This window comes from Brachyspira sp. SAP_772 (assembly GCF_009755885.1).
Lineage (GTDB): Bacteria > Spirochaetota > Brachyspiria > Brachyspirales > Brachyspiraceae > Brachyspira.
The window spans coordinates 1-26635 of sequence record NZ_VYIX01000003.1; the positions used below are offsets into that span (position 1 = coordinate 1).

The following is a 26635-nucleotide window of genomic DNA, read 5'->3' on the forward strand; positions in this document are numbered from 1 at the left end:
AATAACCCCTTATTAAAAGCTTCTTCATCATAGAATGCTTTAGGCTCTCTATATTCCATTTACAATWATCCTTGATTTTTTATTTTATTAAAGAAATTACTTTAAAGACTTCATTATAGTGACACCATTACTAGTACCTATTCTATTAGCACCAGCATTTATCATTTTTATGGCATCTTCATAAGTTTTTATTCCGCCTGAAGCTTTTACTCCTATTTTATCTCCAACTGTCTTTCTCATAAGCTCAACATCATGCTCTGTAGCTCCACCTGTAGAAAAACCAGTAGAAGTCTTAACAAAATCTGCCCCAAACTCTTTAGCTATCTTACAAGCTAAAACTTTCTCTTCATCTGTTAAAAGGCAAGTCTCTATTATAACTTTAAGTACCCCTACATGACAAGCATCTCTTACTTTCTTAATATCTCTTTCAAATAGGTCTATCTTTTTACTCTTTAAAAAACCAATATTTGCAACCATGTCTATTTCATTAGCACCGCTATCAATAGCAAATTTGGTTTCATAGGCCTTAGCCTCTTTAATCATAGCTCCTAAAGGAAATCCTACAACAGAGCAAACTTTAACATTTGAATGTAAGAGAAAATTGTATGCAACATTAACATAAGCAGAATTAACACATACAGAATAAAAATTATGCTCCTTAGCTTCTATACATAATTGTCTTATATCATCTATTGTGGCATCTGCTCTTAATATAGTATGATCTATTAATTGATTAAGATTATCCATTTTTTATACACCTCTATATACTAGGATATAAAATATTATGGACTTTGTCAAATTTATTTTTTCTATTACATATAAAATTTATACAAAAAACAGTTATGAAACATTTATCAACTTTTTTTTAGCTTTTTTATATATGTAAATATACATTATAGCAGACAACAATATAGAAACAATATCCGCTATAGGCTGTGACCATATTATACCTTGTATGCCAAAAAATTTAGTGCCTATGTATATAGCAGGAATAAATGCTAAACCCTGCCTGCATATAGAAAGTATTAGAGATGGTAAAGCCTTTCCCAATGCCTGAAATGTTGATATAAATACAAATTGAAAACCTATAACGGGAGCCACAGAATAAGCTGCTATTAAAAACTTAGAGCCATATTCTATAACCTCATCATTATCTATAAAAATCCTAATTAAATCTTTAGAAAATATAAAAGCAATAATTAAAAATAAAACACCAGAAACAAAACTAATTAAACAAGAAAGTTTTATAGAAGCATTCATTCTCTTATAATTCTTTGAAGCGAAATTATAGCCTATAAAAGGCTGCACACCCTGCCCCAAACCTATAAACACCAATAACACAAGCGTAAATATTCTTTGCGACACTCCAAGCCCAGCAACTACATTGTCATTATATTTAGAAGCAAAATTGTTAATTAAAATATTCGCCACACTTATAAGCACATTGTTCATAAACACAGGAAAACCAATAGAAAATACATTGTTTAATATATCACTGCTAATTAAAAAATCTTTTATCTTTATAGAGAGAAAAGTGCTTTTTTTGAGTATATAAAAAGTATAATAGAAAAAAGAACATGCATTTCCTATTATAGTAGCCAAAGCAGCACCAGCAACACCCATATTCATATAAATTATCATTATAGGATCAAGTATAATATTTACTACAGTACCAAGCACCATTCCAAACATAGCCTCCTTAGAAGCCCCCTCAGAACGCACAACCTGCCCCATAGACATCTGACAAACTACAAATATAGCACCAATAGCAACTATAAGTAAATAATCCCTAGCAAAACTATAAGTGTTAGAACTAGCTCCAGATAATTTTAATATATTTTCTAAAAACACAAAAAATACTATCATACACACTAAACCAGTAGCAACACTTGCATAAAAAACAAAAGATGAAACCTTTTTAGCTTTGTCATAATTCTTAGAGCCTAAACATCTAGATATATATGAAGCTCCGCCTATACCATATATAGAACCAAAAGACATAAGAACCAAATATATAGGCATAGTTAAAGAAACAGCAGCAACCTGATTGGGGTCACTTGTCTTACCAACAAAAAATGTATCAACCATATTATAAAACACGTTTACAAGCATTCCAAGTATTGTTGGAAGAGCTAATGTAATTAATGCCTTATAAACAGGATAGTTCTCAAACACATCAATTTTTTTATCATTTTTATTCATACATTTCCTAAATACAATTATAATTAAAAAGCATTGTATTATAATCCATTTTATCATTATATCAAGCAATAAATAATTAAATGGATTTTACTATTTCAAATAAGATGAAAGCATAAGATAAGCACCATATTCAAATCTTTCGTCAGCGTCTTCAAATTTTATTTCTATTTCTGTTTCATCTGAATTGGAAGCTCCGTAATAAATATTTGATACATGTATATATACATTAGCTTTATTATATGAATCATGAAGTAAATAATAATTAATAAATCCTCCATCGCCGTCATCTTTTTCTAAACCTAATTTTGATACAGCTCCTCTTACTGATCCAACAGTAGTTTTTGAAGGAATTTTTTCAATTAATTCATCTTTTGTTTCTAATGAAAGCTGATTGAAAGGCTGAACTATTTCATAATCTAAAAGCTGAGCTCTCCATTTTTCTATTAAAGATTTTTCAATTTCTATTGGGCTTACTAAAGTGATAAAGACATTATCTTCTATTTGTATTTCTTCATCTTCAGAATTATTGAAAGAACCATCTTCCATATATCTAAATGTTTCTATTAATTTATTATCTTTATCATATACTCCCCATATAAGTTTAACAGCGAATGCCTTCATTAAAGGATTCTCAAAAAATATTTCTTTCCACTCTGTTAAAGTCCATTTCCTAGCATCCATAAATACTAATTGTAAACGCTCTGTTTGAAGTTTTAATACTTTGTTTATTTCACTTTTTAATTTTGATAATTCTTTTTTTGGAATCTCCGGAAAATCTTTAGGCAATGTTTTGTATTCTTTATTTTTTATTTCATCGAATATTGATATAGTAAAATCTGATTGTAATGTTATTTTGAATTTTTTACCTTCGCTTTCTATTATTCTAATGCCGTCTTTATTAAAATCAAAGTCGGGGATAATTTTATCTGCAAATGCTTCTTTTGTGATTTTAAGTCTTATAGTTATATCATTCAAAATTCCAGCACATGTATTTCTTACACTTGTTTGTTTGAATTTTCTTGAGGCTTCATATACAAAAGCTAATGCCTTTTTATTAGCACTTAATGCAAGAGCTTCAAGCATAAAGCATGCTAATTTAGCTCTGCTTCTTGCAATGTCTTTAGCATGATTATAAACTCTTTCAAGCTGAATACTATTTCCAAATATGCAGTAAGGATAAAGTATTCCTTTTGTTTTGTTGTCCAAATTCCAAATATTATATATATTCTCTAATGCTTTATTAAAACTTTCTTTATCTAAAGCATTACCTATTAAATCAGCATTTCTTAATCTGTAGGCGTCTTTTATATCTAAGTATTCGCCTATAATATATCTAATTACTTTAGTATCTGCCAAATTAGTTTTATCTTTAATAAATACATTAGATATTATTGAGTCATCTATAAATGAAGTAGTTTTATCAAATTTTTTATTATAATTTTTCTCTACAAAGGCATTAATTTCTTCTATAGTCATAATAATGAAGTCCTTTTTATTTTATATATTATGATGAAAAATATTATAATGAAATGATTTTTAATTCAATTTATATATTTGTGATGAAGTTATTTAATCTGTATTTGTCAAATGAAAATTAAATTAGATTTTCCGCCCTTTAGGTTTTCAGCTTTTTCTCAATTTTTATGTACTAAAAATTTTTAAGTTTCTCAATTTTTTTGTTGTTCTTTTTCCCGCAGCTCGCTGTGCGGACTTTGTCAAAGTTTTCGCCCTTCGGGCACGCTTCACGAAAGTGCACTTTATATTGGAATATGTATTAATATAAAATAATACCTTTATTTTAAGGTAAAACAATGCAGTTTTTTTGGTTCTTTTATACCAATAAAAGAACTGGGGGTGCGGGGGCTAGTCCCCGCAGATAATAAAAAAGATAAAAATTTTGCTGTTCTTTTGCTTCTTTGGGTTACACCTTACCTAAAGGTACTCCTTTAAGTTGCAAAAGAAGTAGATATTAATTACATAAAAAAGCCCCAAATAAATTAATATTTGGAGCTCTTAATAATTAACTTTTAGATAACTCTTCTATCTCATTTTCACTATAGGTCTTAAGCTTTTCAACATTAAATAGCAGCGACTCTCCATTAGAATCAACATTAACATTATCGCCCTCTTCAATATGACCAAAAAGTATCTCTGTACTAATATAATCTTCAACCTCTTTTTGTATAGCACGTCTTAAACTTCTCGCACCATATTTCTTATCAAAGCCTTTATCTATTATATAATTTTTTGCCTCATCAGTTAAACTTATAAAAATATTTCTATCTTTTATAGCTTCATTCAACTCTCTAAGCATAATTTCTATGATATCTTTCAAATCTTCTTTTGTAAGAGTATGGAATACTATAATATCATCTATTCTATTTAAGAACTCAGGATTGAAATTCTGTTTCAATTCTTCCATAGCAAAGTTCTTCATATCGTTAATATCTTTTTCACTTCCAATAGCATTAAACCCTAAAGAAGTTCCTTTAACAATATCTCTTGCTCCCAAGTTGCTTGTTATAATAATTATAGTATTAGAGAAATCAACCTTTCTTCCAAAATTATCTGTAAGCTGACCTTCTTCAAGCACCTGTAAAAGTATATTTGTGATATCTGGATGAGCCTTTTCTATTTCATCAAAAAGTATTAAAGAATAAGGTTTTCTTCTCACCTTTTCTGTAAGCCCGCCTCCCTCTTCATAACCGACATATCCCGGAGGAGCTCCAATAAGTCTGCTTACTGCAAACTTCTCCATAAACTCACTCATATCTATTCTTATAAGAGCATCACTGTCGCCAAACATAAACTCTGAAAGCACTTTAGCTAAAGCAGTTTTACCAACACCAGTAGGTCCTAAAAATATAAAACTTCCAAGAGGTTTTTTAGTGCTTTTTAAACCCGCTCTTGCTCTTCTTATAGCTTTTGATATAGATGATATAGCCTCTTTTTGACCTACTATCTTACTGTGAAGCTCATCTTCCATGCCAATAAGTCTTTTACTCTCAGAATCTAATAATCTTTTTACCGGTATATTTGTAATCTCTGATATCACATGTCTTATATCATCTTCATTAATAATTGTCTCTGTTTTATCTCTCTCACTTCTCCACTCAGCTTCTTTTTTATCCAATTCCTCTTGTAAAGATTTTATAGCATCTCTTAATTTAACAGCCTCTTCAAAAATCTGATTTTTTACAACAGTCTCTTTTTCTTGATTAAGCTCTTTTATTTTGTTTTCTAAATCTTTTAATTCCTGAGGTCTTACCATATTCATAAGTCTTGCCCTTGAACCTGCCTCATCAATTAAATCTATAGCCTTATCCGGCAAATGTCTTTCAAATATATATCTTTTACTTAATACAGCAGAAGCATAAATAGCCCCATCAGTATATTTTACTTTATGATGCTCTTCATATTTAGATTTTATTCCGTTTAATATTTCTATAGTGTCCTCAATAGAAGGCTCTTCAACATTTATAGGCTGAAATCTTCTCACCAAAGCACCGTCTTTTTCTATATATTTTTTATATTCATTGATTGTAGTTGCCCCAATACATTGAATCTCTCCGCGAGAAAGTGCAGGCTTAAGCATATTAGCAGCATCTAAAGCACCCTCTGCTCCGCCAGCCCCAATTAAAGTGTGAAGCTCATCTATAAATATTATAATATTGCCAACTTTTTTTATCTCCATTACTATGTTTTTTATTCTCTCTTCAAACTCACCTCTATATTTAGTGCCCGCAACAACAGAAGATAAATCTAAACTCAAAACTCTCTTTTTTAATAATATATCAGGCACATCAGTAGAAACAATCTTTTCAGCCAACCCCTCAACTATAGCAGTCTTACCAACACCCGGCTCTCCTAATAATATAGGATTATTTTTCTTTCTTCTTGAAAGTATTTGTACAACTCTCATTACCTCATTTTCTCTGCCAATAACTTTATCTAATGCTTTCTCTCTAGCCATTTTAGTTAAATCACGAGCAAATTTATCTAAAGTAGGTGTTCTTGCTGTATTATCTTCTTGAATACTAGAAGCAGCTTCAGAAATACTTGATGAAGAGCCTGACTTTCCTCTAATTCTCATCATCTCTTGTCTTAATGTTTTTAAATCCAAATTATAACTAATAAGAACATTATAAGCGATACCATTTTCTTCTTTTAAGATACCAAGAAGCAAATGTTCTGTGCTTATGCAATTATCTCCTAATGATTTAGCCTCTTCTGCCGCTCTGCTTATTAAATGCTGAATACGTGGTGATGGAGGTATTTTACCAAATAATTTAGTATTGCTTGTAGATTTTGTCATAGAAGATTCTATATCAAATTTAATCTTCTCTATATCTATTTTTAATTTATTTAAAACATTAACAACTATTGAATCTGTTTCATGGAATATTCCTAATAAAACATGTTCTGGGGTAAGCATATCATGATTTAATCTCTTAGCTTCTTCCACAGAGTGCAAGTCTAATATTCTTATAGCTTTATTAGTAAGACGAAATGGATAAGACATATTTATTTCCTATAATCATAAATTTATATATACTTCTTTTTTCAATATTTATCGGATATAAAAAAACTAAGCTTATAAAAAAATAGAATTGCATATTAATCAACATATACAATTCTATTATATATTACACTACTTTTAGAAAAAATTACAACCTAGATACATTAATAACAGGTACATTTCTTCTATTAGTAGAAGCCGTATTAATACTATCCAACTCATTACTTTTTATAACACTAGGATTAGCGTATAAAAAAGATAAAATCAATGCTGCAATTATAGCCATAGACAGTACAAATGAAAGCTTCCTAGAGCACATCATAGAATACATATAATTAAAAAGAGTATTTTCTTTTTTCACTATAGTACTCTCTACTTTAGCCCTGCTTAACATGCGAGCCCACTCATCATCTGGCAAGTTATTCAAACTGAAATAATTCCTTTTTCTTTCAATTTTAGTTTTAAATTGCATCATTTCATGTAATTTCATAAAAGAGTCCTTTCTTTTTCTAACAAAGTTTTCATTTTTTTGAGAGCATAAGAATAATTACTCTTAGCAGAATCACTAGATATATTCAAAATATCTGCTATCTCTTTATAAGAATAATTTTCATAATATCTCAAGATGAATACATCTCTTTGTTTTCCTTTCAATTTGCTAGAAGCTGTATATATTTTTTCTTGCAAATATACTCTCTCATATTCTTTTTCTGTATTATATCTTTTATCGTCCACAACCTCTAATTTTTCAAGATAAGGAGACTCACGCCTATAAGCTTTAGAATACATATTAATAGCAGTATTGCTAATTATTCTGTATAACCAGCCTTTAAAATAATTTCTCTCCTCATATCTTCCTATAGCTTTATAAACGCGTATTAAAACATCTTGAGTTAAATCCATAGCGTCTTCATAATTATGCATAAAGCGATAAGATATATTAAAGATATAATTTTTATACCTAGTAAGTAAAATATCTAAAGCTTCATTATCCCCATTCTTGTGGGCTTCTATTAATTCATAATCTTTTAATAATTCTTTTTCTTTTGTCATCATTATTTGCCAACTCCATATACTGTTTACATATATAAAACAGTATTCAACCATTTAAGTAAAATCAAGCCATATAAGTTTTATCTTCTTTTATACTAATATTAGTTTTTTTAACAAAATCTTTATCGCTTGAGATTACTACCTCTCTCTCTTCAAATGCTTTCTCTATATCTTTTTTAGTTAGAGTTAAAGCATTTCCTTTTATACCATCTAAATTAAAAAGTATATTAACCATTGCAGTTTCAACTATACTTTTTAATGATCTCGCACCCATATTCATAGTAGAAGCTTTATCCACTATATAATTTATAGCATCATCTGTTAATATTAGCTTCTTTCCTATGCTCTTAAAGAAATCTACATATTTTATTATAGGAGATTCTTTAGTTTTTAGCAATATATCTTTTAAATTATCTTTAGTAAGTTCATTTAAAGTTACAATTATCGGTATTCTTCCTATAAACTCTGGTATCATACCATATTTCTCTACATCTTTTACATCCACCTGACTAAGTATTCTATTTTTCTGAAGTTTATTTATAACCGCATTAGAACCAAAACCTAAACTGCTCTCACCTTTAAGACGCATCTTTATAATATCTTCAAGCCCAACAAAAGCACCGCCAAAAATAAATAAAATATTTTTAGTGTTCATTACAATACCATCGCTTGAATGCATCATTCTTCTGTCGCCAAATTCAGGCACTCTAATATCCTCGCCATTCATCATAGAAAGCAAAGCCTCTTGAACAGCCTTGTCTGAAGGATTACCTGTAGTAGATTGATGAGCATCTGCTTTTGCTATCTTGTCTACCTCATCTAAAAATACTATACCATTTTGTGCTTTCTCTAAATCGCCATTAGCCTTTTTATAGAGATTATACAAAACAACCTCAACATCATCACCCACATAACCTGTCTCTGTAAGTGTGGTTACATCTGCACGTGCAAATGGTAAACCTAAAATATCCGCTAATGTTTTTACTAAATATGTTTTACCAACACCAGTAGGTCCTATCATAAGAATGTTTGACCTAAATGGTATATCTTTATTTCCATTAATTCTCAAACAATGCAAATAAGCATGTACTGATAATGCCTTCTTAGCATCATCCTGACCTATTACTGTTTTATTAAGCTCGGATACTATCTCTTTTGGTGTTAATATTCTTGGCTCTTTTATAATCTTCTTTTTAGATTTAGTATCTATATAGTTTTCTTTGTTTGTAATATCTAATATTAAATCATAGCTTTCTTTCTCTAAAAAAGCAAAAACTATCTTTGAATTAATAAATGTAATTAAAGTATTAGATACCTCTAAAAGACCAATACTAGAATAAGGTTCATGAGATAAAACTAATATGCCGCTTGACATTAATCTACTTTTACTGTCAAAATAATGATACTTATTAATATAAATATCTGCATCCATTGTTATGAGTTCTAATATTCTTCTTACAGATATGGCAGACATAGAATCCCCATAAATTGTATAAGTAATTAAACAATATAAAATAAATCTCTCATCATCATTTAAACCAAACTCATTTATAAACCTTTCTATATTAAAATTATATTGTTTAAATGTATGTATCTTTTTTAAATCTTTTTTTATAGAGTCTACTAATATAGATATCTCATCATTATTGTTATTTACAGTTTTTTCATCATTAATAATTGTATCATCATCATAACCTAATACTCTGTTTATATTATTAGAAAGTCTTCTTGTCATGTCGTTTCTATCAGATATTAAGTTTAATGTGTATACAATTTTACTCACGCTTTCAAAATAATCTCTAAAAGCCTCTTCTCTATTTTTGTATTCTTTATTATTATTTTTTTTCATTAATTTTCCTTTTAATTATACGGTAAAATCATTATTCCAAATTACCAATTAAATCATACTCCGTATTATGTACTATTTTCACCTTTACTATATCGCCAATATTAATATTATCAACATTCTTTTTATCAAAATAAACCTCAACAAATCCATCAACTTCAGGAGCATCATATTTGCTTCTGCCTATAAACTTATCTTCCTCTTTCTTTTCTATAAGCACATCAATAGTGCTTCCTATAAACCTAGAAAGTCTCTCTTCAGATACTTCAAGAGCAATTCTCATAAGTTTATCTCTAAGCATTAGCATTTTATTTTTACTAATTTTCTTTTTATTAATAAGCAATGCATTAGTATTTTCTTCTTCAGAATATGTAAAAACTCCAACCCTATCAAGCTTCATCTTTTTTACGAATCTTGCTAATTTTTTAAAACTCTCTGCACTCTCACCCGGAAAACCTACAATTAAAGAAGTTCTTATAACCGCATTTTCATCAAAACTTCTAATGTAATTTATCATGTCCTTATAAAAAGAATATCCCCTATTTCCTCTGTTCATGTCTTTTAATATATCTTTATCTATATGCTGCAAAGGTATATCAAAATAAGGAACAACTTTTTCTGTTTTAAACATAGCATCTATTATACTTTTATTTAAAATAACAGGGTTTTGATAAAGAACTCTAATCCATTCTATACCGTCTATAGAAGAAAGCTCTTTTAATAAATCCGGCAATGCTAACTTGTTATATATATCATAACCGTAATATGTAGTTTCATGGGCTATTAAATTAATCTCTTTAGCACCATTTTTTGCATATTCTCTAGCTTCTGCAACTATATCTTCTATTTTTCTGCTTCTATGTTTACCCCTTATTGAAGGTATAGCACAAAAACTGCAATTAGCATGACAGCCGTCGCTTATTCTTATATATACACTATAATTCGTAGAAGTGTTTATTCTATCAACATACTCTTTATAGGTAGTATTTTCTTCAGCATCATGAAAACCGTCTTTCTCTACAGCAGTTAAAATCTTCTCTAAATCATGTATACCAATAGCCGAATCAACTTCCTTAAACATCTCCATAAAATTTTCTTTATATCTCTCACTCATGCATCCGGATACTATAAGTCTCTTACATTTTCCATATTTCTTATAAAGTGAATGGTCGAATATAGCATCTATTGACTCTTTTTTAGAATCCTCTATAAAAGCACAAGTGTTAATAACTATAACATCTGCATCTTCTGCTTTATCAACTATCTTGTATCCATTTTTATTTAATATAGCAAGTATATGCTCGCCATCAACTGTATTCTTCTCGCATCCTAAACTGTGTAAATATATGTTTTGCAAATCACAACATCCTTATCTTTTATTTTTTTTGAAAACTACTTTTTTATTTTAATTAATTATTTAGTATCAGTCATAATCAAATTGTATTTAGTAGAATCATTTAAGTTCTTAGTCCATTTAATAGTTTTATTAACTGTCTCTCCTGCAGCCCCCACATCAACTATCTTTCCATTAACCTTAACTACAACCTCTCCTGCATTACCTATAGTAAGCATCATCACGTCCCTTGCCTCTAAATATAATGTCTTTCCGCTTAAAAGATTTGTAGTAGCAGGTCCGCCAGAGTCAATAAAATATCTTAAATAAACAAAATGTTTAGCTGTTATCTCTATTCTAATATTTGATTTCTCAGTGTCTTGTTCTATATAAGTTTCTCCATCTATTACAGGTAATTTTGCATCTGATGATACAGCAACATTATTAGTAACATTATTTAAATAATTAGTATTCTCTTCATTATAAGCAGAATTAATCATCTGATTTTCTTCAAGTTTTTCCATCTCCACAGTAGCTAAATTATCATAAACCTCTATTATGCTTATCTTAAAATCATTAATTCCATTTCCATTCAAATCTAATATTATAGGATTGCTCTTAGAAAAAGATAAATCCTGTCCATTGATATTCATTCTAATAACATTGCCCACACTATTAAATTTAATAGTAGCAGATATTCCAAGAGGTTTGAAATATATAATATCACCCGGTTTTACATTTTGCCTAGCATTATTATCAACTATATTTCTTGCTATTTCAACTTCTCTTCTATTGTCATTATTATTTGAGGAAAACATAGATTTTATATTGTTTATATTAAAAAATATAACAGCTAAAACAACTAATATAGCCAATATTACTATAATAGGCACAAAAGAAATAGATTTTTTATTTCTAATTTTATTTAAATCCCGCTTTGTAATATATAATAATTCTGCTTCAGCACTGCTTGGAGTATATGTTTTACTATTTACTGAAACAGTGCTGCTAGTTTTATTAATATCTTCCTTTTTGTTCTCTTTATTTTCTTTATTTTCTTCTTTAGGATTTTCGTTATTAGTTTCTTTTATCTCTTCTTTTTTAGCTTCTGATTTTGATTCTTTCTTTTTAGGAACTATTTTAAACTTTCTAGACTTTGATAAATCTTCTTCAAATTTATTTTCATTTTTTTGCAAATTATAACGCTCTATCATAGCATCAGAATCTAATGAAAGCTTATCACTTATATTTTTAATAAAACCTTTAACATATATCTCACCAGGCAACAAATCAAACTGTTCATCTTCTAAGGCTTTTATAAATTTAGGTATAATATATGTACTTGATGCCAACTCTTCTATGGTAAGCCCTTTTTTTTCTCTAGCATTTTTTAATATTTGTCCTATGGTTTCCATATAATTTAAAATCCTTTAAACTTTTTAATTGCCTGATATTAAACCATCTTTTAAAACCTGCATCTCTTCTGGTATAACAGGTACAAATGTCTTATTATCATATTGAACATTATATCTAATAGACTTAAATAAATATTCTACGGGAACATTAGTAGTAGATATTCCAAGTATTCTAACAATCATACCATCTTCAGCAATCCATAAATGTATTGTAGGAAAACCTGTTCTGTCAACACTAGCCTGTTTAGGAGTAAGAAGCATATGATAAGCTAATCTATTATCGTCACTAGTATATTGAGAACTATTATAGCCAGATATATTTAAAGCACTGCCGTCAAAACTGCTTACAGGTCTTAATGCTCTGTCAGAATAAAAATCTATATTGTATTTAGATATAAGTCTAGATATGCCTGCTTTTGTATAAATAGCACCAGAATCTCCATAATGCAATGTTTGCTCACTTACAACTTTTTTTCTTGGAAATATCATCCATAATGTTTTACCATCACAATATATAGAATCGCTGTTAGTGCCACCAGAATATTCTAGTTTAAATATATTTGGATTTTTACTTATAAGAGTGCCTGTTTTTATTTTACTTCCATTTCTTTCTGTAAAGCTAGATGAGAAACTATTCATTGCAGCGAATCTATTTGACATCATACTAACAACTCTTTCAGGTGTCATTATCTGCGAAAACAATGGAATTGAAAATAAAAACAATAATATAAATATCTTTTTCATAATTTTTCTACTTCTGTCCTAAAAATAAAATAATAGTTATTATACCTATAATATAACAAAAAACCATAAAAAACAAGCATTAATACTACTATTTTTAATTATTATAATTACATAGTAATATATTTTGAAATTTAAGCTCTAATGTAAAGTTTATGTCATAAAATGTTGATATTTTGTAAAAAATTTGTTATATTTAAAAATATGTTTAAGAAATTTGTATTAGTTAGCAATCTATTTCTTATAGTAATTTTTCCTTTTAAATTATTAGCGTATGACTCTATATCATTAGATAATCTTCCAGAAACTTCAAAAATTTTTATAGAAGATAATTTTCATAACACTAATATAAGAACCATAAATAAAATAAATAATCGTTTTCATGTATTATTAGAAGATGATTTTTTACTAATATTTGATGATGTAGGAAATTGGTATGAAGTAGATGGAAAAGATAAAGCTATACCTACTAATTTTATACCAGAAAATGTAATGTATACTGTTAATAAAACCAACCCAAATACAAATATACTAAAAATAGTAAAGAAATGGAATACTTATATTATAACCTTAGATACTCATATTAATATATTTATAGATTCTTCAGGAATGCTTGTAGGACAAAAAATTCCAGATTAATAAAAAAGGACTTAAATGAAAAAAGTATTTATATTATTAGTTGTATTCAGCTCGCTCCTAATGGCAGATGAGTGGAAAATTGACCCCGCTGAGCTTCCTCAAAGTGCCATAGATTTTATAAACAAATTCTTTCCAAATAATAGAATAATATTAGCTGAAAGAGATAGAAAAAAATATGAAATTGTGCTTGAAAATGGAGTGGAATTAGAGTTTTTTATCAATGGAGAATTTAAAGAAGTAGAAGGTAATTATGTAGCAGTACCCCCAGAAATATTGCCAAAAACCGTAGCAAATACTGTAGCAATGACTTTTCCAAATGCAATTATAACAAAAATAGAAAAAAAATGGAATTTATATGAAGTAAAACTCAATAACTCTATGGAACTTTATATAGATGTCAATGGGCAGCTTCTAGGACAAAAATTTGATGATTAATATGCAATTTTATCCTTATTGCTTACTTGACAATTTAAAATTATTCTATTATATTATATTTTATAGAATAGTATATATCTTTATACTGGGGGGACTTTTTTTGATTTATGGCGGATGAACTATTTTCGAGAAAAGAAACAGTAAAAGATATTTTTTTAATTGTAGAAGAAAAATTAAAAAAAGGCCTATTCCAAGACTCTATGGAATATTTGGATAAAATTATGTCTATGGACTTTGAATATCCAAATCTATATGAAAATATATCTTGTGTAAAGTTTTGGATTAATAGAGTAGGCAAAATAGAAAGTGTTAAAGGAGATTATTTAGAATACTGCAAGTTTTTAGATTTATCTTATAAAAAATTTGAGGAGTTTATAAAGAATAAATCATACGATAAAACTTTAATAACAATAAAGGCCATTCATTACTTTATATACAATAGCATTATAACAACTGTAATGCAAAAAAATATAGAAGAAATTAGAGGTAAAGATGAATTGCATTTACTGGCTAATGCTTTTATAGAACTTAATGATTACTCAAGAGCATTAAAAGCATATGAGTATTTAAATGTAATAGAGCCTTATAATGGTAATACTCTTTCAAATATAGCACAAATTAATCATATATTAGGAGATACTAGAAAAGCAAAAATGTATATTAGAGATGCTTTGTTTTATGGTCCTTTAGATATAGAATTTGAAAGAATTACAATAGATGCGGTAAGAGAAATTAGAGATATTATTATAAGAAGAGGTATTCATAATAATAGCCAAGAAGAAATCATCTCTTGGATGAGTGCTTATGGCGAACTTATGAATATATTAGATATTAAAAGAGAATTAAATAAAGAAGAAGAATTTGAGTTAAGAAAAAATATATCTAGACTAGAAGCAGATTATAGAAAGTTTAAATTAAGAGAAACCACTGCTCCAAAACTTTTATCTGCATATGCTTTTTTAACAACATATTTAATAATGAGGCATACAGAAGAAGATATGAATGAAATAAAAATATTGGGCAGAAAAATGTCGGAAATAGATAAAGATTTGCTTCAATTTTATATAAAAATATTAAATAAGGGGTAAACAGATGTCAGAAGCTCTACAAAAATTAGAAAACATATTTTCAGAAGAAACTTTTACAAGAAAACCTTTATTGAATTATACTGTGAAATATTTTGCAGATCTATCTGCAATTATTAATGATATTAATAGCAATGAAGATATTAAGTCTGCTTTAGATACTGCTAATTTGCAATTGCAAAAAAATGCTAATCATATATCTGCATTATATGCAAGCGGATTTTTAAATCTTAAACTTCAAAACTATTCTGATAATACATTAGATAAACTTATAGGTATATTTAAAAATGCTAAAAAATGGAATATAGTAGAATATATTGCACAAAAAATATTAGATGAATATTATGAATGCGATTATGCTTTAAGATATTTAGCTAGTTATTATCAAACATCAAATAAAGAAGCTGAAGCTTTGGAGATTTTAGAGAGATTAATAAAATTTGATGTATCAAACCCTGAATTGCCAGAAAAGATAGCCCATACAAAAGAGTTAGCTGGAGATATTACTAGTGCTGTACATTATTATAAAATTGCTTTTGAAAGAAATTTAATAAGAAAAAGAACTAATGCAGAAAGCAATATTAAAAAAGTGCTTGAATATGAACCTGACAATTATAATTATTTATTAAAACATGAAAATGCTTTAAAAGAATTAGTTGATGCTAATATTATGATAGATGTATGGAAAATAATATTCTTCTATTACTTTGAAAATAACAGAGTTAATGATGCTTTAAAAACTATTAAAAATTTATTAAATTACGAGCAAGCTATAGTAGCTCAAAATAATAAAAAAGCTAAATTCTTTAGACATAGATTAGTAGATGTTTATGCTAAATTATATCCTAATCATACTCTTTTTGAAAAGATAGAAGAAATATCAACTATTACTAATGTTAATAAACAGCCAAAAGCTTGTATAGAAATATTTGAAAAGTATATACAATATGATGTAGGCAAATATGTTATGCATAGAAACTTTGGTGTTGGTAAAATTAAACATATAGACATCAATGAATTAAAAATAAAATTTGTATCTCAAGAAGAAGAGAGAAAAATGACATTTGACATGGCAATACAATCTCTCACAACGCTTCCAGAAGATGATATAAATGTATATAAAGCTTATAAATTAAATGAGCTAAAAAAAATAGCAGAAGAAAATCCTACAGAACTTCTTACTATAATATTAAAATACAAAAAAACTATTAACACTAAAGATTTAAAACAAGAATTAACTACTCCTCCTCATGTAGTGATAGCAGATTCTTCTTACAACAAATGGCTTGAAAATGCTAAGAAATCTGTAAGAGCTTCTACTACAGTAAAATTTGATAAAAACACTTTCCTTTATAATGAAGAAGCAGAAACTTATGATGCTGAAAGTTTATCTAAGTTTAATAAGACAGATAATTTCCTTGAAAAATATCAAATATACATGGAATATCTCACTTATACTCCAAACTTAAACTCTGATGAAGCAAAAGAAATGTATAATTATTTTGTTGATACAGCTAAAGACAAAAAGGCTCCTAGCGACAGCAGAATAATAAGTACAATATATCTAAAAACACAAAATGATACTAATAAAGATATACCTGTTCTTTCAGAGCTTATAAAAGATGTTGATAATAATTATACTAATATATATGAAATATTACCATCTTCAAACTATAGAGATAAATTTGTAAAAGCTATACAGGAAGGAAAACCAGATGAATATTATAATATTATATTAAAAATATTATATTCACCTCAGGTAAAAAATCACTACTTAATAGTAAACAAATTATTCTCTGACGGCAAAGTTGATATGCTTGCTAAAACTATAGATGATATATTTTTACATTACAAAGAATATCCAGAATCTTTTGTTTATTTTGCTCAAAAAATACTTGACGGTGAGTATTATGATGAAATAGATGGCGATATAAAAATTAATAAAAACTCTCTAATGATAGGTTTATTAAGTATAATACCTAATTTATCAAAAATGCTAGACAATAAAGAAACATCTCCTCAGGGAAGAAAGTTAATAAAAATAGTATATGATTTAGTATTTGATAAGGCTTATTTGCTTAAGTTTATAGAAACAGAAAATGAGGAAGATGTAAAAATAATATTTAATGAATTCCAAAAATTGGTTAATTTGGAACAGCATTACAAAACAGATATAATAACAGCTGTATTAAAGAGATTCCCAAATTGGAAAATATAATTAAATAAATATTTTAATTAAGAAATAAAAAAGAGTGCAGGCAGTAAATCTTGCACTCTTTTTTTATATACAAAAAATTTTATATTTCTTAAAAATTAGTTTTTTATTTTAATTATTGCGGGGACTAGCCCCCGCCCCCCACTTCTTTTATACCAATAAAAGAAGCAAAAAGAACTGCATTTTTTTAGCTTAAAATGTAGGTATTACAATATAGTATATACATATTGAAAACATACAAAGCTATAGTACTTGCACTTTTTGGTTCTTTTTGCGGCGGGAAAAAGAACAAGAAAAAATTGAATAAAAAATTCTATTACAAAATATACTTATTTATCTATAACTAATCTCTTTTAAAATACGGAGATAAATCTATATATTCATCATCTAGCCAAGAAGAAGCTACACATTCATATTTATTCTTGTTTAATTTATAAATTTGATACTCTATCTTTTCAGCTCTTCCTACAACTCTCTCTTTATACTCTACCAACATCTCGCTTACTCCATCATCATCAATATCTCTAAAAGCAAATTTCATCTCATTTACAACACCGCTTTTCATAGAATTAATCTCTCTATAATAAGATACATCAGCAACTAAACTAATTTTATTATTTTCAATTCTAAAAATATAAAGATAAATATCCCTATCCTCTCCGCTATCATTTAGTATATAATATTTTATAATACCAACCTCATTTTTTTTATCATAAAAACTCTCTAAATCTATAGCAGCATTTTTACCTATTTTAGAAGATTGATAAGAAAACTTTTCATCTAAATTGCTTCCATAAACAGATATTTTCTCTCCCTCAATTGAGCTAATCAAAGCTATAAACTCATTTCCTTTTGATGACTCTAAAACATCTGCTATCACTATAGAATATACTTTATAACCATCTCTTTCTAATTCTGTTTTTAAATTATCTGCCTGAGAATATTCTCTGCTGTCTATAACACTGCCCCCATTATAATAAACAATATCTCCGCTAGCTTGCAAATTAAATAATGCATTAATATCGTCATTGGCAGCATATAAACTCATAAAGCTAAAAATAAAGAAACAAAAAATAAAGAATCTTTTCATAATAAAATATCCAATAATACTTATTTGGAAGACACTTTTATATCAACAAACTTTATTTGAGAGTTTACCCTACCATCAGAACTTCTATATTTTATAATTTCAGGAACAGTATAACTATCAATATTGGTGTACGATATATCAACATCATAAATCTTTGATTTTTTATTATAATAATCAGCACTTTCTACCAAAAGACTATTTTTATCTATTTTATAATTTATACTATAGTCTTTATTCTCACCAAGAGCCCTTAATACAACTTCATATTTATCATTATCCTCTTTTACAGAATCAACAGTAAACTTCTTTGAAATAGAACTGTAACTCTCAGATACAATAGCATAAAATCCAACCGTTTCCAAAGGCTCTTCAAACACAGAAAACATCTTAGCATAAAAACTATCAACATTTTCAAGTACAATGCTTGGTTTGGAGTTTTGAACGAGAGTAAACTTTAATCTAATTTTGTCTTTTGAAGAGAGATAATTTTTTGCAGGTATAGTTGATATTTGAGCTTCTACTATTTTACCTTCTATATATGCCTCAAAACGCTTTGGGTATATAGTTGTATAATTATCTTTTATTTTGTTATAAAGTTCTTCAAAAGAAATATCCTGAGAATGAAGTAAATTAAAAAAAGATAATAAAAAAAGTAAAGTTATAAAAGTAAAGTATTTTCTCATAGTTTTTTTAATTGTCTTCCTTAAAAGTTATTATCGTAATATATATAATTTGCTTAAACAAAATAATTATGTTAATTTACATATTTGCTAGTGTCAATAGGAAGCTCTAAAACCCTCGAAGCATTAATTAAAGCATTCTTCATAATATCTGAAACACTCTCTCCCCTCACCTCTGCTAAAACTTCTGCAGTATATGGTATAAAGGCAGGTTCATTAGCTCTTCCTCTCATCTTCTGCGGAGTTAAATACGGAGCATCTGTCTCTATTGTAAACATATCCTTAGGAACATATTTTGCAGCGTCTCTTAAAAAATCATTCTTCAAATATGTACAAGAGCCAGAAAAAGAAAGTATATATCCCAAATCTAAAGCATTTTTAGCATCTTCCACATTGCCACTAAAACAATGAAATATTCCCCTCTTTGGTATATCTGCTTCTTTAAGTATATTAAAAGTATCTTTGAAAGCATCTCTGCTGTGAATAAGTATTGGAAGATCAACATTTTTTGCAGCATTACATAAAGCACTAAAGAATTTCTTTTGTTCCTCTTTGTTGGAATCATCATGATAATAATCTAAACCTATCTCTCCAACGGCATAAATAAGTTTTTTTCTATTTTCTAAAGTTTTTTTGTTTATAGTTTTTATTTTTAATTCAAAAGCCTTAATAGTGTGTTCATCATTTTCATTAGCATAATCTGGATAATAACCCATACTAAAAAATACACCTTCAGCATCAGATAATATATATAAACGCTCATCTATATCGCTAGGATGAACTCCTATATCAACAAAATAATATATTCCAGCCTTGTTTGCTCTCTCTAAAACATCTTTTAAATCTTTAGCCTTCTTGGATATATAAGTAAGATGGCAATGACTGTCTATCATAATAACTCCTAATTAGTTTTTTAAAAATTGTCTTTTAAATTAGATCCAGACAAAACATGAAAATGCAAATGAAATACGCTCTGACCAGCATTCTCTCCGCAATTATTAACTATTCTAAAAGATTCTAAATTATTTTCTTTAGCAACCTCTTTAATAGTGTCTAATACTTTTCCCATCAAATCATTATCTATTTCTGTTATATCTTTTAAATGTTTCTTTGGCACAACAAGCAAATGAACATCAGATTTAGGATTTAAATCTTTAAACACAACACAATATTCATTTTCTTTTATAAAGTTTGAAGGTATTTCTCCTTTAACAATCTTACAAAATATGCAATCGCTGCTCATAATATAAAACTCCTATAATTTATTAATAAACAAAAAAATTATTAATAATTATTACTAATTAGTATTGAAAATTAATTTAATATGTATATAATTATAAAATAAAAACAAAAAAAATAAAAGGCGGTAATAATGATAGAGAATGCCTCACCAGTTATGTTAGCATTATTTGGAGGAAGTATTACATTTGCTTTTACAGCATTAGGAGCAGGGTTAGTATTTTTCTTTGTATCCGAAATAAAACCTAAACTGCTTGCTACTATGTATGGTTTTGCTGGTGGGGTAATGACAGCTGCTAGTTTTTGGTCTTTGCTTGCTCCATCTATAGAGCTATCAGAAAATACTAATTTACCAAATTGGCTTATACCTGTTGGAGGTTTTTTATTTGGTGCATTTTTTATATGGGTATTAGATAAATCATTGCCGCATATGCATATAGTTAATGGTCATGAAGAGACTGAGGGAGCTAAAGTAAAACTATCAAAAAGCATACTGCTATTTTTAGCAATTACATTACATAATATACCAGAGGGTTTAGCGGTAGGTGTAACATTTGGAGCTTTTTCTATAGGAGATAGCGGGGTGAGTTTTAATGCTGCTTTAGCTTTGGCACTTGGTATAGGTCTTCAAAACTTCCCAGAGGGAGCTGCTGTTTCTTTGCCTCTAAAAAGTACAGGCGTTTCAAAATCAAAATCTTTTTTACTTGGAGCAATATCAGGAATAGTAGAGCCTATTGCTGCTGTGATAGGTGCTATTGCTGTTACTAAACTTACATTAATACTTCCTATAGCTTTATCATTTTCTGCAGGTGCTATGATATATGTTGTTATAGAAGAATTAGTACCAGAAGCTGTTGCAGAAGAGCACAATCACTTTGGAGTATTTGGCTTTATATTCGGCTTTGCTATAATGATGGTTTTAGATGTTGCTTTGGGATAATCTTGTATGTTTAGAATATATATACTACAGGATAATACCAACATTTTAAGCTAAGAAATGCAGTTCTTTTGCTTCTTTTATACCAATACCAAGTAGGTGCCTATTGGCAAAAGAAGTGGGGGCGCGTACCCTATGGGCACGCTTTGCAGGGGGCTAGTACCCACAAACAAAAAACTTAAAATATATTTTTTGATAAACTAAAATCAACATATTCTAAAATAACTATATTTTGTTATATTATTTTTTTATTCAACTTTTTTGTCGCTCTCGCGGTGCGGACTTCGTCAAAAAGTTGCAAAAAACGCAAGTACTATAACTTTGCATGTTTTGAATATGTATAAACTATATTGTAATACCAACATTTCAAGCTAAAAAATGCAGCCTTTTTGGTTCTTTGTGGCAACAAAAGAACTGGGGTGCTACCCTAAGGGCACGCTTCGCAGGGGGCAAAGCCCTGCAAATAATTAAAATAAAAGAGTCAAAAATTTTTAATATATATTAAAAATTTTATTTTCTATAATTTTTGGTTGTTCTTTTTCCCATAGCTCGCACCCACAGGCACTCCTTTCAGTCGCGGTGCAGACTTCGTCAAATAACCAAAAAGTGCAAGTAAAAAAATAATACTAGATCATATTAATTATGCTTTATATTTAATTAAAGTATTTTATTTATACTAAAAATATACTCTTTTTGTTTCCTTGTTCCAATACAGTAGAGACTCTATTTAGTTGTAGAAAAATACGGAAGTTACGAAGTGTTCACAGAGCTTGAACAAAGCCACCACAAATAAAAAACTAACAATTGAAAATATAATTGTTTAAGCTTATATCACATACTGAAAGATTCACCTAAGTAAATTTTACGTGCTAAAGGATTCGATACAATATCTTCTGGGCTTCCTTGAACTAATATTTTACCATTACCCATTATATATGCCCTATCTGTAATCCTTAAAGTTTCGCGTACATTGTGGTCAGTTATTAATATGCCAAGCCCTTTTTCTTTTAATGAGGCTATAATATTTTGTATATCAATAACCGCTATAGGGTCAACTCCTGCAAATGGCTCATCTAATAAAATAAATTTGGGGTTTACAGTTAATGCTCTTGCTATCTCGCATCTTCTTCTCTCACCACCTGAAAGAGTATATCCTTTTTGTTTTCGTACATGTGTAATATTAAACTCTTCAAGTAGTCTATCTGTAATATCCATTCTATCTTTCTGAGTTAAAGCATCATTATATTCAAGTATAGAAAGCAAATTGTCTTCAACAGAAAGTTTTCTAAAAATAGAAGCCTCTTGCGGTAAATAACCTATGCCAAGCTGAGCACGCTGATACATGTGAAGTTTAGTAATATCTATATCATTTAAATAAATATTTCCCTTAGTAGCAGTAACAAAACCAACAGTAATATAAAAACTAGTAGTCTTACCCGCACCATTAGGTCCTAAAAGCCCTACTACCTCACCCTGCTTTACACTATAAGAAATATCTTCTATTATTTTTCTCTTACCGTAAAATTTTGTTAAACTTACAGCTCTTATCTCTGAAGGATTTTCTTTATCATAATTAAAAAAGTTGTCTACAGTAATTCTATTTGCAGAGGGTATATCCTTATCTTTCTTTTTAAAAATATTTAAAAACTTATGAAACATATACCCTCACTTTAATTATTATTTTATTATTTATTGTTCATCAGAAGAAGAACTAGAATGTTTTTTAGAATCAAAATCTGCCATAATGTTATCAAATGTATAAAGGTCTCTTCCTTCTAGTTTTCCATTTCCAAGCATTTTTATTTTGCTAAGTATTTCATTAAATAGCTCTTCTTCTTCTAACTGTTCTTGTATAAACCAATCTAAAAACCTTGCAGTAATATGGTCTTTACTTTCCATTGCTTTTCCAACTAATTCATTAATGCAAGAAGTAACATATTCTTCATGTTTTAATATAGCTTTAAATAAATCCTCTACAGAGTTAAAACTACTTTGAGGAGCTTTCATCTCTGTAATAATAGCCTGTCCGCCAACTTTATTAATAAAATCTCTAAACTTTTCAAAGTGAGTTGTTTCCTCTTTGAAATGGCCATATAAAAATTGGCTGCATCCTTTTAATCCCTCTTTATCACACCAGCCTGCCATATTGAAATAAAGACTAGCAGAATAAAGTTCTTTATTTAACTGTTCATTTAATAATTTAATTATATCTTCTTTTATTATAGACATAGAATAACTCCTATTATAATATAAATATTGTATAATATTATAACAAATATATCAAGAAAATGTTATTTTTAATTTATAAATGTTGACATCATATTTTTGTATAGTATAATAATAAATATTATAATAATATATATGAGGTGTCTAATATGACAGAATTAACAGACAAGCAAAAGCATATATTAAATTTTTTGCAAAAGTTTATGAATGAAAACGGATATCCTCCAACAGTAAAAGAAATAATGGTTCATTTTAATTTTGCCTCCCCTACTGCGGTAACTACACATTTAACAGCATTAGAAAAGAAAGGGTATGTAAAAAAGACAGGTAAAAGAGCAAGAGGAAGTGTGCCTATAAATACAGCAGAAAAAAAAGATAATCTTATCAAAATACCTTTGCTTACAAATGAAGTTAAGGCTGGTCTTTTAATGGATGTTTCTGATGAGTCTTATGAAGATTTTTTCCCATTACCAGAATCTATAGCTCAAAATGAAAACAATTTTCTAATGAAAGTAAAAGGCGATTCTATGATAGATGCTCATATAAAAGAAGGCGATATGGTATTAGTTAATCCTTCAAATATAGAGCCTCAAAATGGAGACATCGTAGTAGCTAAAATAGATGATAATGGTGATGAAGAGATAACTATTAAAAGATTTTTCAAAGAGAAAGACTGCATAAAATTAGTTGCTGAAAATAAAGAATATCCTCCTATCATACAGGAAAAAGTTTCTATAGTTGGTAAAGTGGTTGGACTAATAAGATTAAAAATATAAAAAATAAAAACATAAAAAAAGAGACCCCTTAAAAAGAAGCCTCTTCGAAAATTCTTATAAATACTTATTTATAAGCCTCCATAGCATCATCAGCATTTTCTATAGTTATTGCTTTATATGGAACTCTCACAGCTTTTACTTCATCTAAAGTATAACCAGTATCATCAACTACATCTTTATTATTTACAACATTCATAACCATATCAACTATAGCCTTAGCCTGATCTTTAGGGCTTTGTAATACTGTACCAAGTATAGCACCTTTCTTTATCTCTTCTATAACTTCTGGTATAGCATCAACTCCTACTATTGGTATAAATTTATTACCATTTCCTATATTATAACCCTCTTTTTGTATAGATTTCAAAGCTCCCAAAGCCATAGCATCATTATTAGAGAATATAAACTCAATATTATTCTCATATTTTTTTATCCAAGCATCCATTAAAGTTTGTGCCTGAAGTATATCCCAATTAGCATTATTTATCTCTAATTCTTCCAATACTATTCCATTTTCTTCTAATATAGCCTTAACTCTCTCTGTTCTTGCTTCAGCATCTGGGTGACCTTCTTCTCCTTTAAGTAAAACATACTGCAATTTACCGTCTTTATTTTTATCTAAAGCAGGATTAGAAACCCAAGCATTTAAAACTATATTTCCTTGCATATCTCCAGATTCTAAACTTCTAGTTCCAACATACCACACCTTATCATAACTCAACAAATCTTCTTTTTTAGGCTCTTTATTAAAAAATACTACTGGTATATTAGAAGGTCTCACTTTTTCTATAACCAAATTAGCAGCTAAAGGATCAACCAAATTAACAGCAAGAGCATCAACATCTCTCTGTATGGCAGCATCTATTTGGTCATACTGCTTAACTTGATCATTCTCAGCATCAGTCATAGTAAACTTTACATTATCAGCCTTTAAAAAGCTTTCAATGTTCCTTCTCATAAATGAAATAAAACTATCATCATATCTATATATAGCAACAGCAATATCTACACCATTATCTTTATTAGAAGACTCATTAACCTTATCCGATGAACAACTAGATAAAATAGATAAAAATAATAGCAATGAAAAAATAAACTTGCTCATAAAATTACTCCTATTTTTAAATAAATATATTATTTATAAATTTCAATAGCCCTATCTAAATTAAACATCGTTATAGGTATATAAGGCACAAAAATATATTTATTATTATCAAAACTCAAAGTTGTGCCGTCTAATGGAGCTCTATTATTTATTATATTTAATGAAACCTTAGACAAAACTTCAGCCTGTGTAGAAGGGTTCTGCATTACTGTAGCAAATACAGAGTAGTTTTTTATAGCTTCTAAATATTCTGGTGTACCGCCTATTCCTACTATTGGTATATAATTAAGCATTCTTCTATCATTGTTAAAACCTAATTTCTTAATGGAATCTAATGCTCCCAATGCCATATTATCATCATTAGCAATAATATATTCTATTTTTTGAGAATATTTAACCATTAATTTATCCATTTCTATAGAAGCAGTTTTTCTATTATCAAAAGCATAAACCTCAGCTAATATATCAAGTTTAATATTATTTCTTTTTAAATAATCTTTCATATATTGAGTTCTATTCTCACTTTCAACGCTGTTAGTTCTCCCTCTTATTATTACGCATTGTATCTTTCCATCTTCATTTTTATCCCAATTAGCATGCGACTTCCAACTATCTGTTATTACTCTGCCTTGAGCTGTACCCGCATTCTCGCTGCTTCCTCCAATATACCAAACATTATTATAACTATTAAGAGCCTCTAAATCCGGCTCTCTATTAAAAAATATAATAGGTATATTTCTAACGCTCACTTTATTTATTATCGTTTGAGCATAGCTTTCATTTACTAAATTAATTGCTATAAGATTAACGTTTTTATTTAAGAATATATCTATTTGATCATTTTGTGTTATTTGACTGTTATGAGAATCTAATATAGTAAGAGAAGCTTTATTACCAATATTTTTTTCTATATAGCTTTTTAAATATTTAATATAATTATCATCAAATCTATATAAAGCCATACCTATAGTGCTTTTTTTGTTCTGAGTAAATATTAAAGATGATGATATAAATAATAAAATAACAAAATTTAATATTCGCCTACCCATAAATACCTCAATTTAAATTATAGTTAAATATATTTCTATTGTCAAGATAG

The 26635-nt window shown here is 28.2% G+C and carries 24 protein-coding genes; 6 read left to right on the forward strand and 18 right to left on the reverse strand.

Features of this window, described 5'->3' with window-relative positions; translation table 11 throughout:
• Positions 1-96: 96 nt before the first annotated feature.
• The 10 genes from deoC to GQX97_RS09795 form a co-directional block, all read right to left on the reverse strand.
• Positions 97-747 carry a deoxyribose-phosphate aldolase gene (gene deoC, locus GQX97_RS09750; RefSeq protein WP_157151766.1) on the reverse strand — a complete coding sequence of 217 codons (651 nt, stop codon included), beginning with the start codon at positions 745-747 and terminating at the stop codon, positions 97-99.
• Between the two features lie 93 nt (positions 748-840).
• Positions 841-2202 carry an MATE family efflux transporter gene (locus GQX97_RS09755; RefSeq protein ID WP_157151767.1) on the reverse strand — a complete coding sequence of 454 codons (1362 nt, stop codon included), beginning with the start codon at positions 2200-2202 and terminating at the stop codon, positions 841-843.
• 90 nt (positions 2203-2292) lie between these two features.
• Positions 2293-3678 carry a DUF4132 domain-containing protein gene (locus GQX97_RS09760; protein ID WP_157151768.1) on the reverse strand — a complete coding sequence of 462 codons (1386 nt, stop codon included), beginning with the start codon at positions 3676-3678 and terminating at the stop codon, positions 2293-2295.
• Between the two features lie 544 nt (positions 3679-4222).
• Positions 4223-6724: an ATP-dependent Clp protease ATP-binding subunit gene (locus tag GQX97_RS09765; RefSeq protein ID WP_157151769.1), complete on the reverse strand. Its 2502-nt coding sequence runs from the start codon at positions 6722-6724 to the stop codon at positions 4223-4225.
• Between the two features lie 145 nt (positions 6725-6869).
• Positions 6870-7211, reverse strand: a complete 342-nt coding sequence (locus GQX97_RS09770) for a hypothetical protein (RefSeq protein ID WP_157151770.1) — start codon at positions 7209-7211, stop codon at positions 6870-6872.
• On the reverse strand, positions 7208-7777 hold the full coding sequence (locus tag GQX97_RS09775; protein ID WP_014932538.1) for an RNA polymerase sigma factor: 570 nt from the start codon (positions 7775-7777) through the stop codon (positions 7208-7210). Before GQX97_RS09775 ends, GQX97_RS09770 begins: the two co-directional genes overlap by 4 nt.
• A gap of 61 nt (positions 7778-7838) precedes the next feature.
• The gene (gene clpX / locus GQX97_RS09780; protein ID WP_157151771.1) at positions 7839-9623 is read right to left on the reverse strand and encodes an ATP-dependent Clp protease ATP-binding subunit ClpX; all 1785 of its coding nucleotides are present in this window, start codon (positions 9621-9623) and stop codon (positions 7839-7841) included.
• A 31-nt stretch (positions 9624-9654) separates the two neighbouring features.
• Positions 9655-10977, reverse strand: coding sequence for a 30S ribosomal protein S12 methylthiotransferase RimO (rimO, locus tag GQX97_RS09785; RefSeq protein WP_157151772.1), 1323 nt, complete (start codon positions 10975-10977; stop codon positions 9655-9657).
• Between the two features lie 56 nt (positions 10978-11033).
• On the reverse strand, positions 11034-12368 hold the full coding sequence (locus GQX97_RS09790; protein ID WP_157151773.1) for a helix-turn-helix domain-containing protein: 1335 nt from the start codon (positions 12366-12368) through the stop codon (positions 11034-11036).
• A 24-nt stretch (positions 12369-12392) separates the two neighbouring features.
• On the reverse strand, positions 12393-13112 hold the full coding sequence (locus GQX97_RS09795) for an outer membrane lipoprotein carrier protein LolA (RefSeq protein WP_157151774.1): 720 nt from the start codon (positions 13110-13112) through the stop codon (positions 12393-12395).
• Between the two features lie 201 nt (positions 13113-13313).
• On the opposite strand from GQX97_RS09795, the gene GQX97_RS09800 reads away from it, so the two are divergent.
• From GQX97_RS09800 to GQX97_RS09815, 4 genes are all read left to right on the forward strand, one after another.
• Positions 13314-13748: a PepSY-like domain-containing protein gene (locus tag GQX97_RS09800; RefSeq protein ID WP_157151775.1), complete on the forward strand. Its 435-nt coding sequence runs from the start codon at positions 13314-13316 to the stop codon at positions 13746-13748.
• Between the two features lie 15 nt (positions 13749-13763).
• On the forward strand, positions 13764-14183 hold the full coding sequence (locus GQX97_RS09805) for a PepSY-like domain-containing protein (protein ID WP_157151776.1): 420 nt from the start codon (positions 13764-13766) through the stop codon (positions 14181-14183).
• A 107-nt stretch (positions 14184-14290) separates the two neighbouring features.
• On the forward strand, positions 14291-15271 hold the full coding sequence (locus tag GQX97_RS09810; protein WP_157151777.1) for a hypothetical protein: 981 nt from the start codon (positions 14291-14293) through the stop codon (positions 15269-15271).
• Between the two features lie 4 nt (positions 15272-15275).
• A complete protein-coding gene (locus GQX97_RS09815; protein ID WP_157151778.1) occupies positions 15276-17486 on the forward strand; it encodes a transcript cleavage factor in 2211 nt (736 codons plus the stop codon).
• Positions 17487-17826: 340 nt separating this feature from the next.
• Here the strand turns inward: GQX97_RS09815 and GQX97_RS09820 are convergent, their stop codons facing one another.
• From GQX97_RS09820 to GQX97_RS09835, 4 genes are all read right to left on the reverse strand, one after another.
• Positions 17827-18573, reverse strand: coding sequence for a hypothetical protein (locus tag GQX97_RS09820; protein ID WP_157151779.1), 747 nt, complete (start codon positions 18571-18573; stop codon positions 17827-17829).
• 20 nt (positions 18574-18593) lie between these two features.
• Positions 18594-19256 (reverse strand): hypothetical protein, encoded by a 663-nt coding sequence (locus GQX97_RS09825; protein WP_157151780.1) that lies wholly within the window; start codon positions 19254-19256, stop codon positions 18594-18596.
• 71 nt (positions 19257-19327) lie between these two features.
• Entirely contained in the window at positions 19328-20146 is an 819-nt protein-coding gene (locus tag GQX97_RS09830) for a TatD family hydrolase (protein WP_157151781.1), read from the reverse strand.
• Positions 20147-20166: 20 nt separating this feature from the next.
• Positions 20167-20496, reverse strand: a complete 330-nt coding sequence (locus tag GQX97_RS09835; protein ID WP_157151782.1) for a histidine triad nucleotide-binding protein — start codon at positions 20494-20496, stop codon at positions 20167-20169.
• A 129-nt stretch (positions 20497-20625) separates the two neighbouring features.
• On the opposite strand from GQX97_RS09835, the gene GQX97_RS09840 reads away from it, so the two are divergent.
• Entirely contained in the window at positions 20626-21432 is an 807-nt protein-coding gene (locus GQX97_RS09840; protein ID WP_157151783.1) for a ZIP family metal transporter, read from the forward strand.
• A gap of 828 nt (positions 21433-22260) precedes the next feature.
• On the opposite strand, the gene lptB is transcribed toward GQX97_RS09840, so the two are convergent.
• Together lptB and GQX97_RS09850 are read right to left on the reverse strand one after the other, a co-directional pair.
• Positions 22261-23088, reverse strand: coding sequence for an LPS export ABC transporter ATP-binding protein (gene lptB / locus GQX97_RS09845; protein WP_157151784.1), 828 nt, complete (start codon positions 23086-23088; stop codon positions 22261-22263).
• A 30-nt stretch (positions 23089-23118) separates the two neighbouring features.
• Entirely contained in the window at positions 23119-23658 is a 540-nt protein-coding gene (locus tag GQX97_RS09850; protein WP_157151785.1) for a ferritin, read from the reverse strand.
• A gap of 146 nt (positions 23659-23804) precedes the next feature.
• Between GQX97_RS09850 and lexA the strand changes: the two genes are divergently transcribed.
• Positions 23805-24431, forward strand: coding sequence for a transcriptional repressor LexA (gene lexA / locus GQX97_RS09855; RefSeq protein ID WP_157151786.1), 627 nt, complete (start codon positions 23805-23807; stop codon positions 24429-24431).
• Positions 24432-24495: 64 nt separating this feature from the next.
• Here the strand turns inward: lexA and GQX97_RS09860 are convergent, their stop codons facing one another.
• Together GQX97_RS09860 and GQX97_RS09865 are read right to left on the reverse strand one after the other, a co-directional pair.
• Positions 24496-25536 (reverse strand): galactose ABC transporter substrate-binding protein, encoded by a 1041-nt coding sequence (locus tag GQX97_RS09860; RefSeq protein WP_157151787.1) that lies wholly within the window; start codon positions 25534-25536, stop codon positions 24496-24498.
• Between the two features lie 29 nt (positions 25537-25565).
• Positions 25566-26585 (reverse strand): galactose ABC transporter substrate-binding protein, encoded by a 1020-nt coding sequence (locus GQX97_RS09865; protein ID WP_157151788.1) that lies wholly within the window; start codon positions 26583-26585, stop codon positions 25566-25568.
• Positions 26586-26635 lie beyond the last annotated feature (50 nt).

Coding starts and splice junctions, on each gene's coding strand:
- GQX97_RS09805 (WP_157151776.1), top strand. CDS start 13,764: ATGAAAAAAGTATTTATATTATTAGTTGTATTCAGCTCGCTCCTAATG.
- GQX97_RS09775 (WP_014932538.1), bottom strand. CDS start 7,777: ATGATGACAAAAGAAAAAGAATTATTAAAAGATTATGAATTAATAGAA.
- GQX97_RS09840 (WP_157151783.1), top strand. CDS start 20,626: ATGATAGAGAATGCCTCACCAGTTATGTTAGCATTATTTGGAGGAAGT.
- lptB (WP_157151784.1), bottom strand. CDS start 23,088: ATGTTTCATAAGTTTTTAAATATTTTTAAAAAGAAAGATAAGGATATA.
- GQX97_RS09770 (WP_157151770.1), bottom strand. CDS start 7,211: ATGAAATTACATGAAATGATGCAATTTAAAACTAAAATTGAAAGAAAA.
- lexA (WP_157151786.1), top strand. CDS start 23,805: ATGACAGAATTAACAGACAAGCAAAAGCATATATTAAATTTTTTGCAA.
- GQX97_RS09850 (WP_157151785.1), bottom strand. CDS start 23,658: ATGTCTATAATAAAAGAAGATATAATTAAATTATTAAATGAACAGTTA.
- clpX (WP_157151771.1), bottom strand. CDS start 9,623: ATGAAAAAAAATAATAATAAAGAATACAAAAATAGAGAAGAGGCTTTT.
- GQX97_RS09865 (WP_157151788.1), bottom strand. CDS start 26,585: ATGGGTAGGCGAATATTAAATTTTGTTATTTTATTATTTATATCATCA.
- GQX97_RS09795 (WP_157151774.1), bottom strand. CDS start 13,112: ATGAAAAAGATATTTATATTATTGTTTTTATTTTCAATTCCATTGTTT.
- GQX97_RS09790 (WP_157151773.1), bottom strand. CDS start 12,368: ATGGAAACCATAGGACAAATATTAAAAAATGCTAGAGAAAAAAAAGGG.
- GQX97_RS09835 (WP_157151782.1), bottom strand. CDS start 20,496: ATGAGCAGCGATTGCATATTTTGTAAGATTGTTAAAGGAGAAATACCT.
- GQX97_RS09825 (WP_157151780.1), bottom strand. CDS start 19,256: ATGAGAAAATACTTTACTTTTATAACTTTACTTTTTTTATTATCTTTT.
- GQX97_RS09815 (WP_157151778.1), top strand. CDS start 15,276: ATGTCAGAAGCTCTACAAAAATTAGAAAACATATTTTCAGAAGAAACT.
- GQX97_RS09820 (WP_157151779.1), bottom strand. CDS start 18,573: ATGAAAAGATTCTTTATTTTTTGTTTCTTTATTTTTAGCTTTATGAGT.
- deoC (WP_157151766.1), bottom strand. CDS start 747: ATGGATAATCTTAATCAATTAATAGATCATACTATATTAAGAGCAGAT.
- GQX97_RS09760 (WP_157151768.1), bottom strand. CDS start 3,678: ATGACTATAGAAGAAATTAATGCCTTTGTAGAGAAAAATTATAATAAA.
- GQX97_RS09765 (WP_157151769.1), bottom strand. CDS start 6,724: ATGTCTTATCCATTTCGTCTTACTAATAAAGCTATAAGAATATTAGAC.
- GQX97_RS09755 (WP_157151767.1), bottom strand. CDS start 2,202: ATGAATAAAAATGATAAAAAAATTGATGTGTTTGAGAACTATCCTGTT.
- GQX97_RS09830 (WP_157151781.1), bottom strand. CDS start 20,146: ATGATAGACAGTCATTGCCATCTTACTTATATATCCAAGAAGGCTAAA.
- GQX97_RS09800 (WP_157151775.1), top strand. CDS start 13,314: ATGTTTAAGAAATTTGTATTAGTTAGCAATCTATTTCTTATAGTAATT.
- GQX97_RS09810 (WP_157151777.1), top strand. CDS start 14,291: ATGGCGGATGAACTATTTTCGAGAAAAGAAACAGTAAAAGATATTTTT.
- GQX97_RS09860 (WP_157151787.1), bottom strand. CDS start 25,536: ATGAGCAAGTTTATTTTTTCATTGCTATTATTTTTATCTATTTTATCT.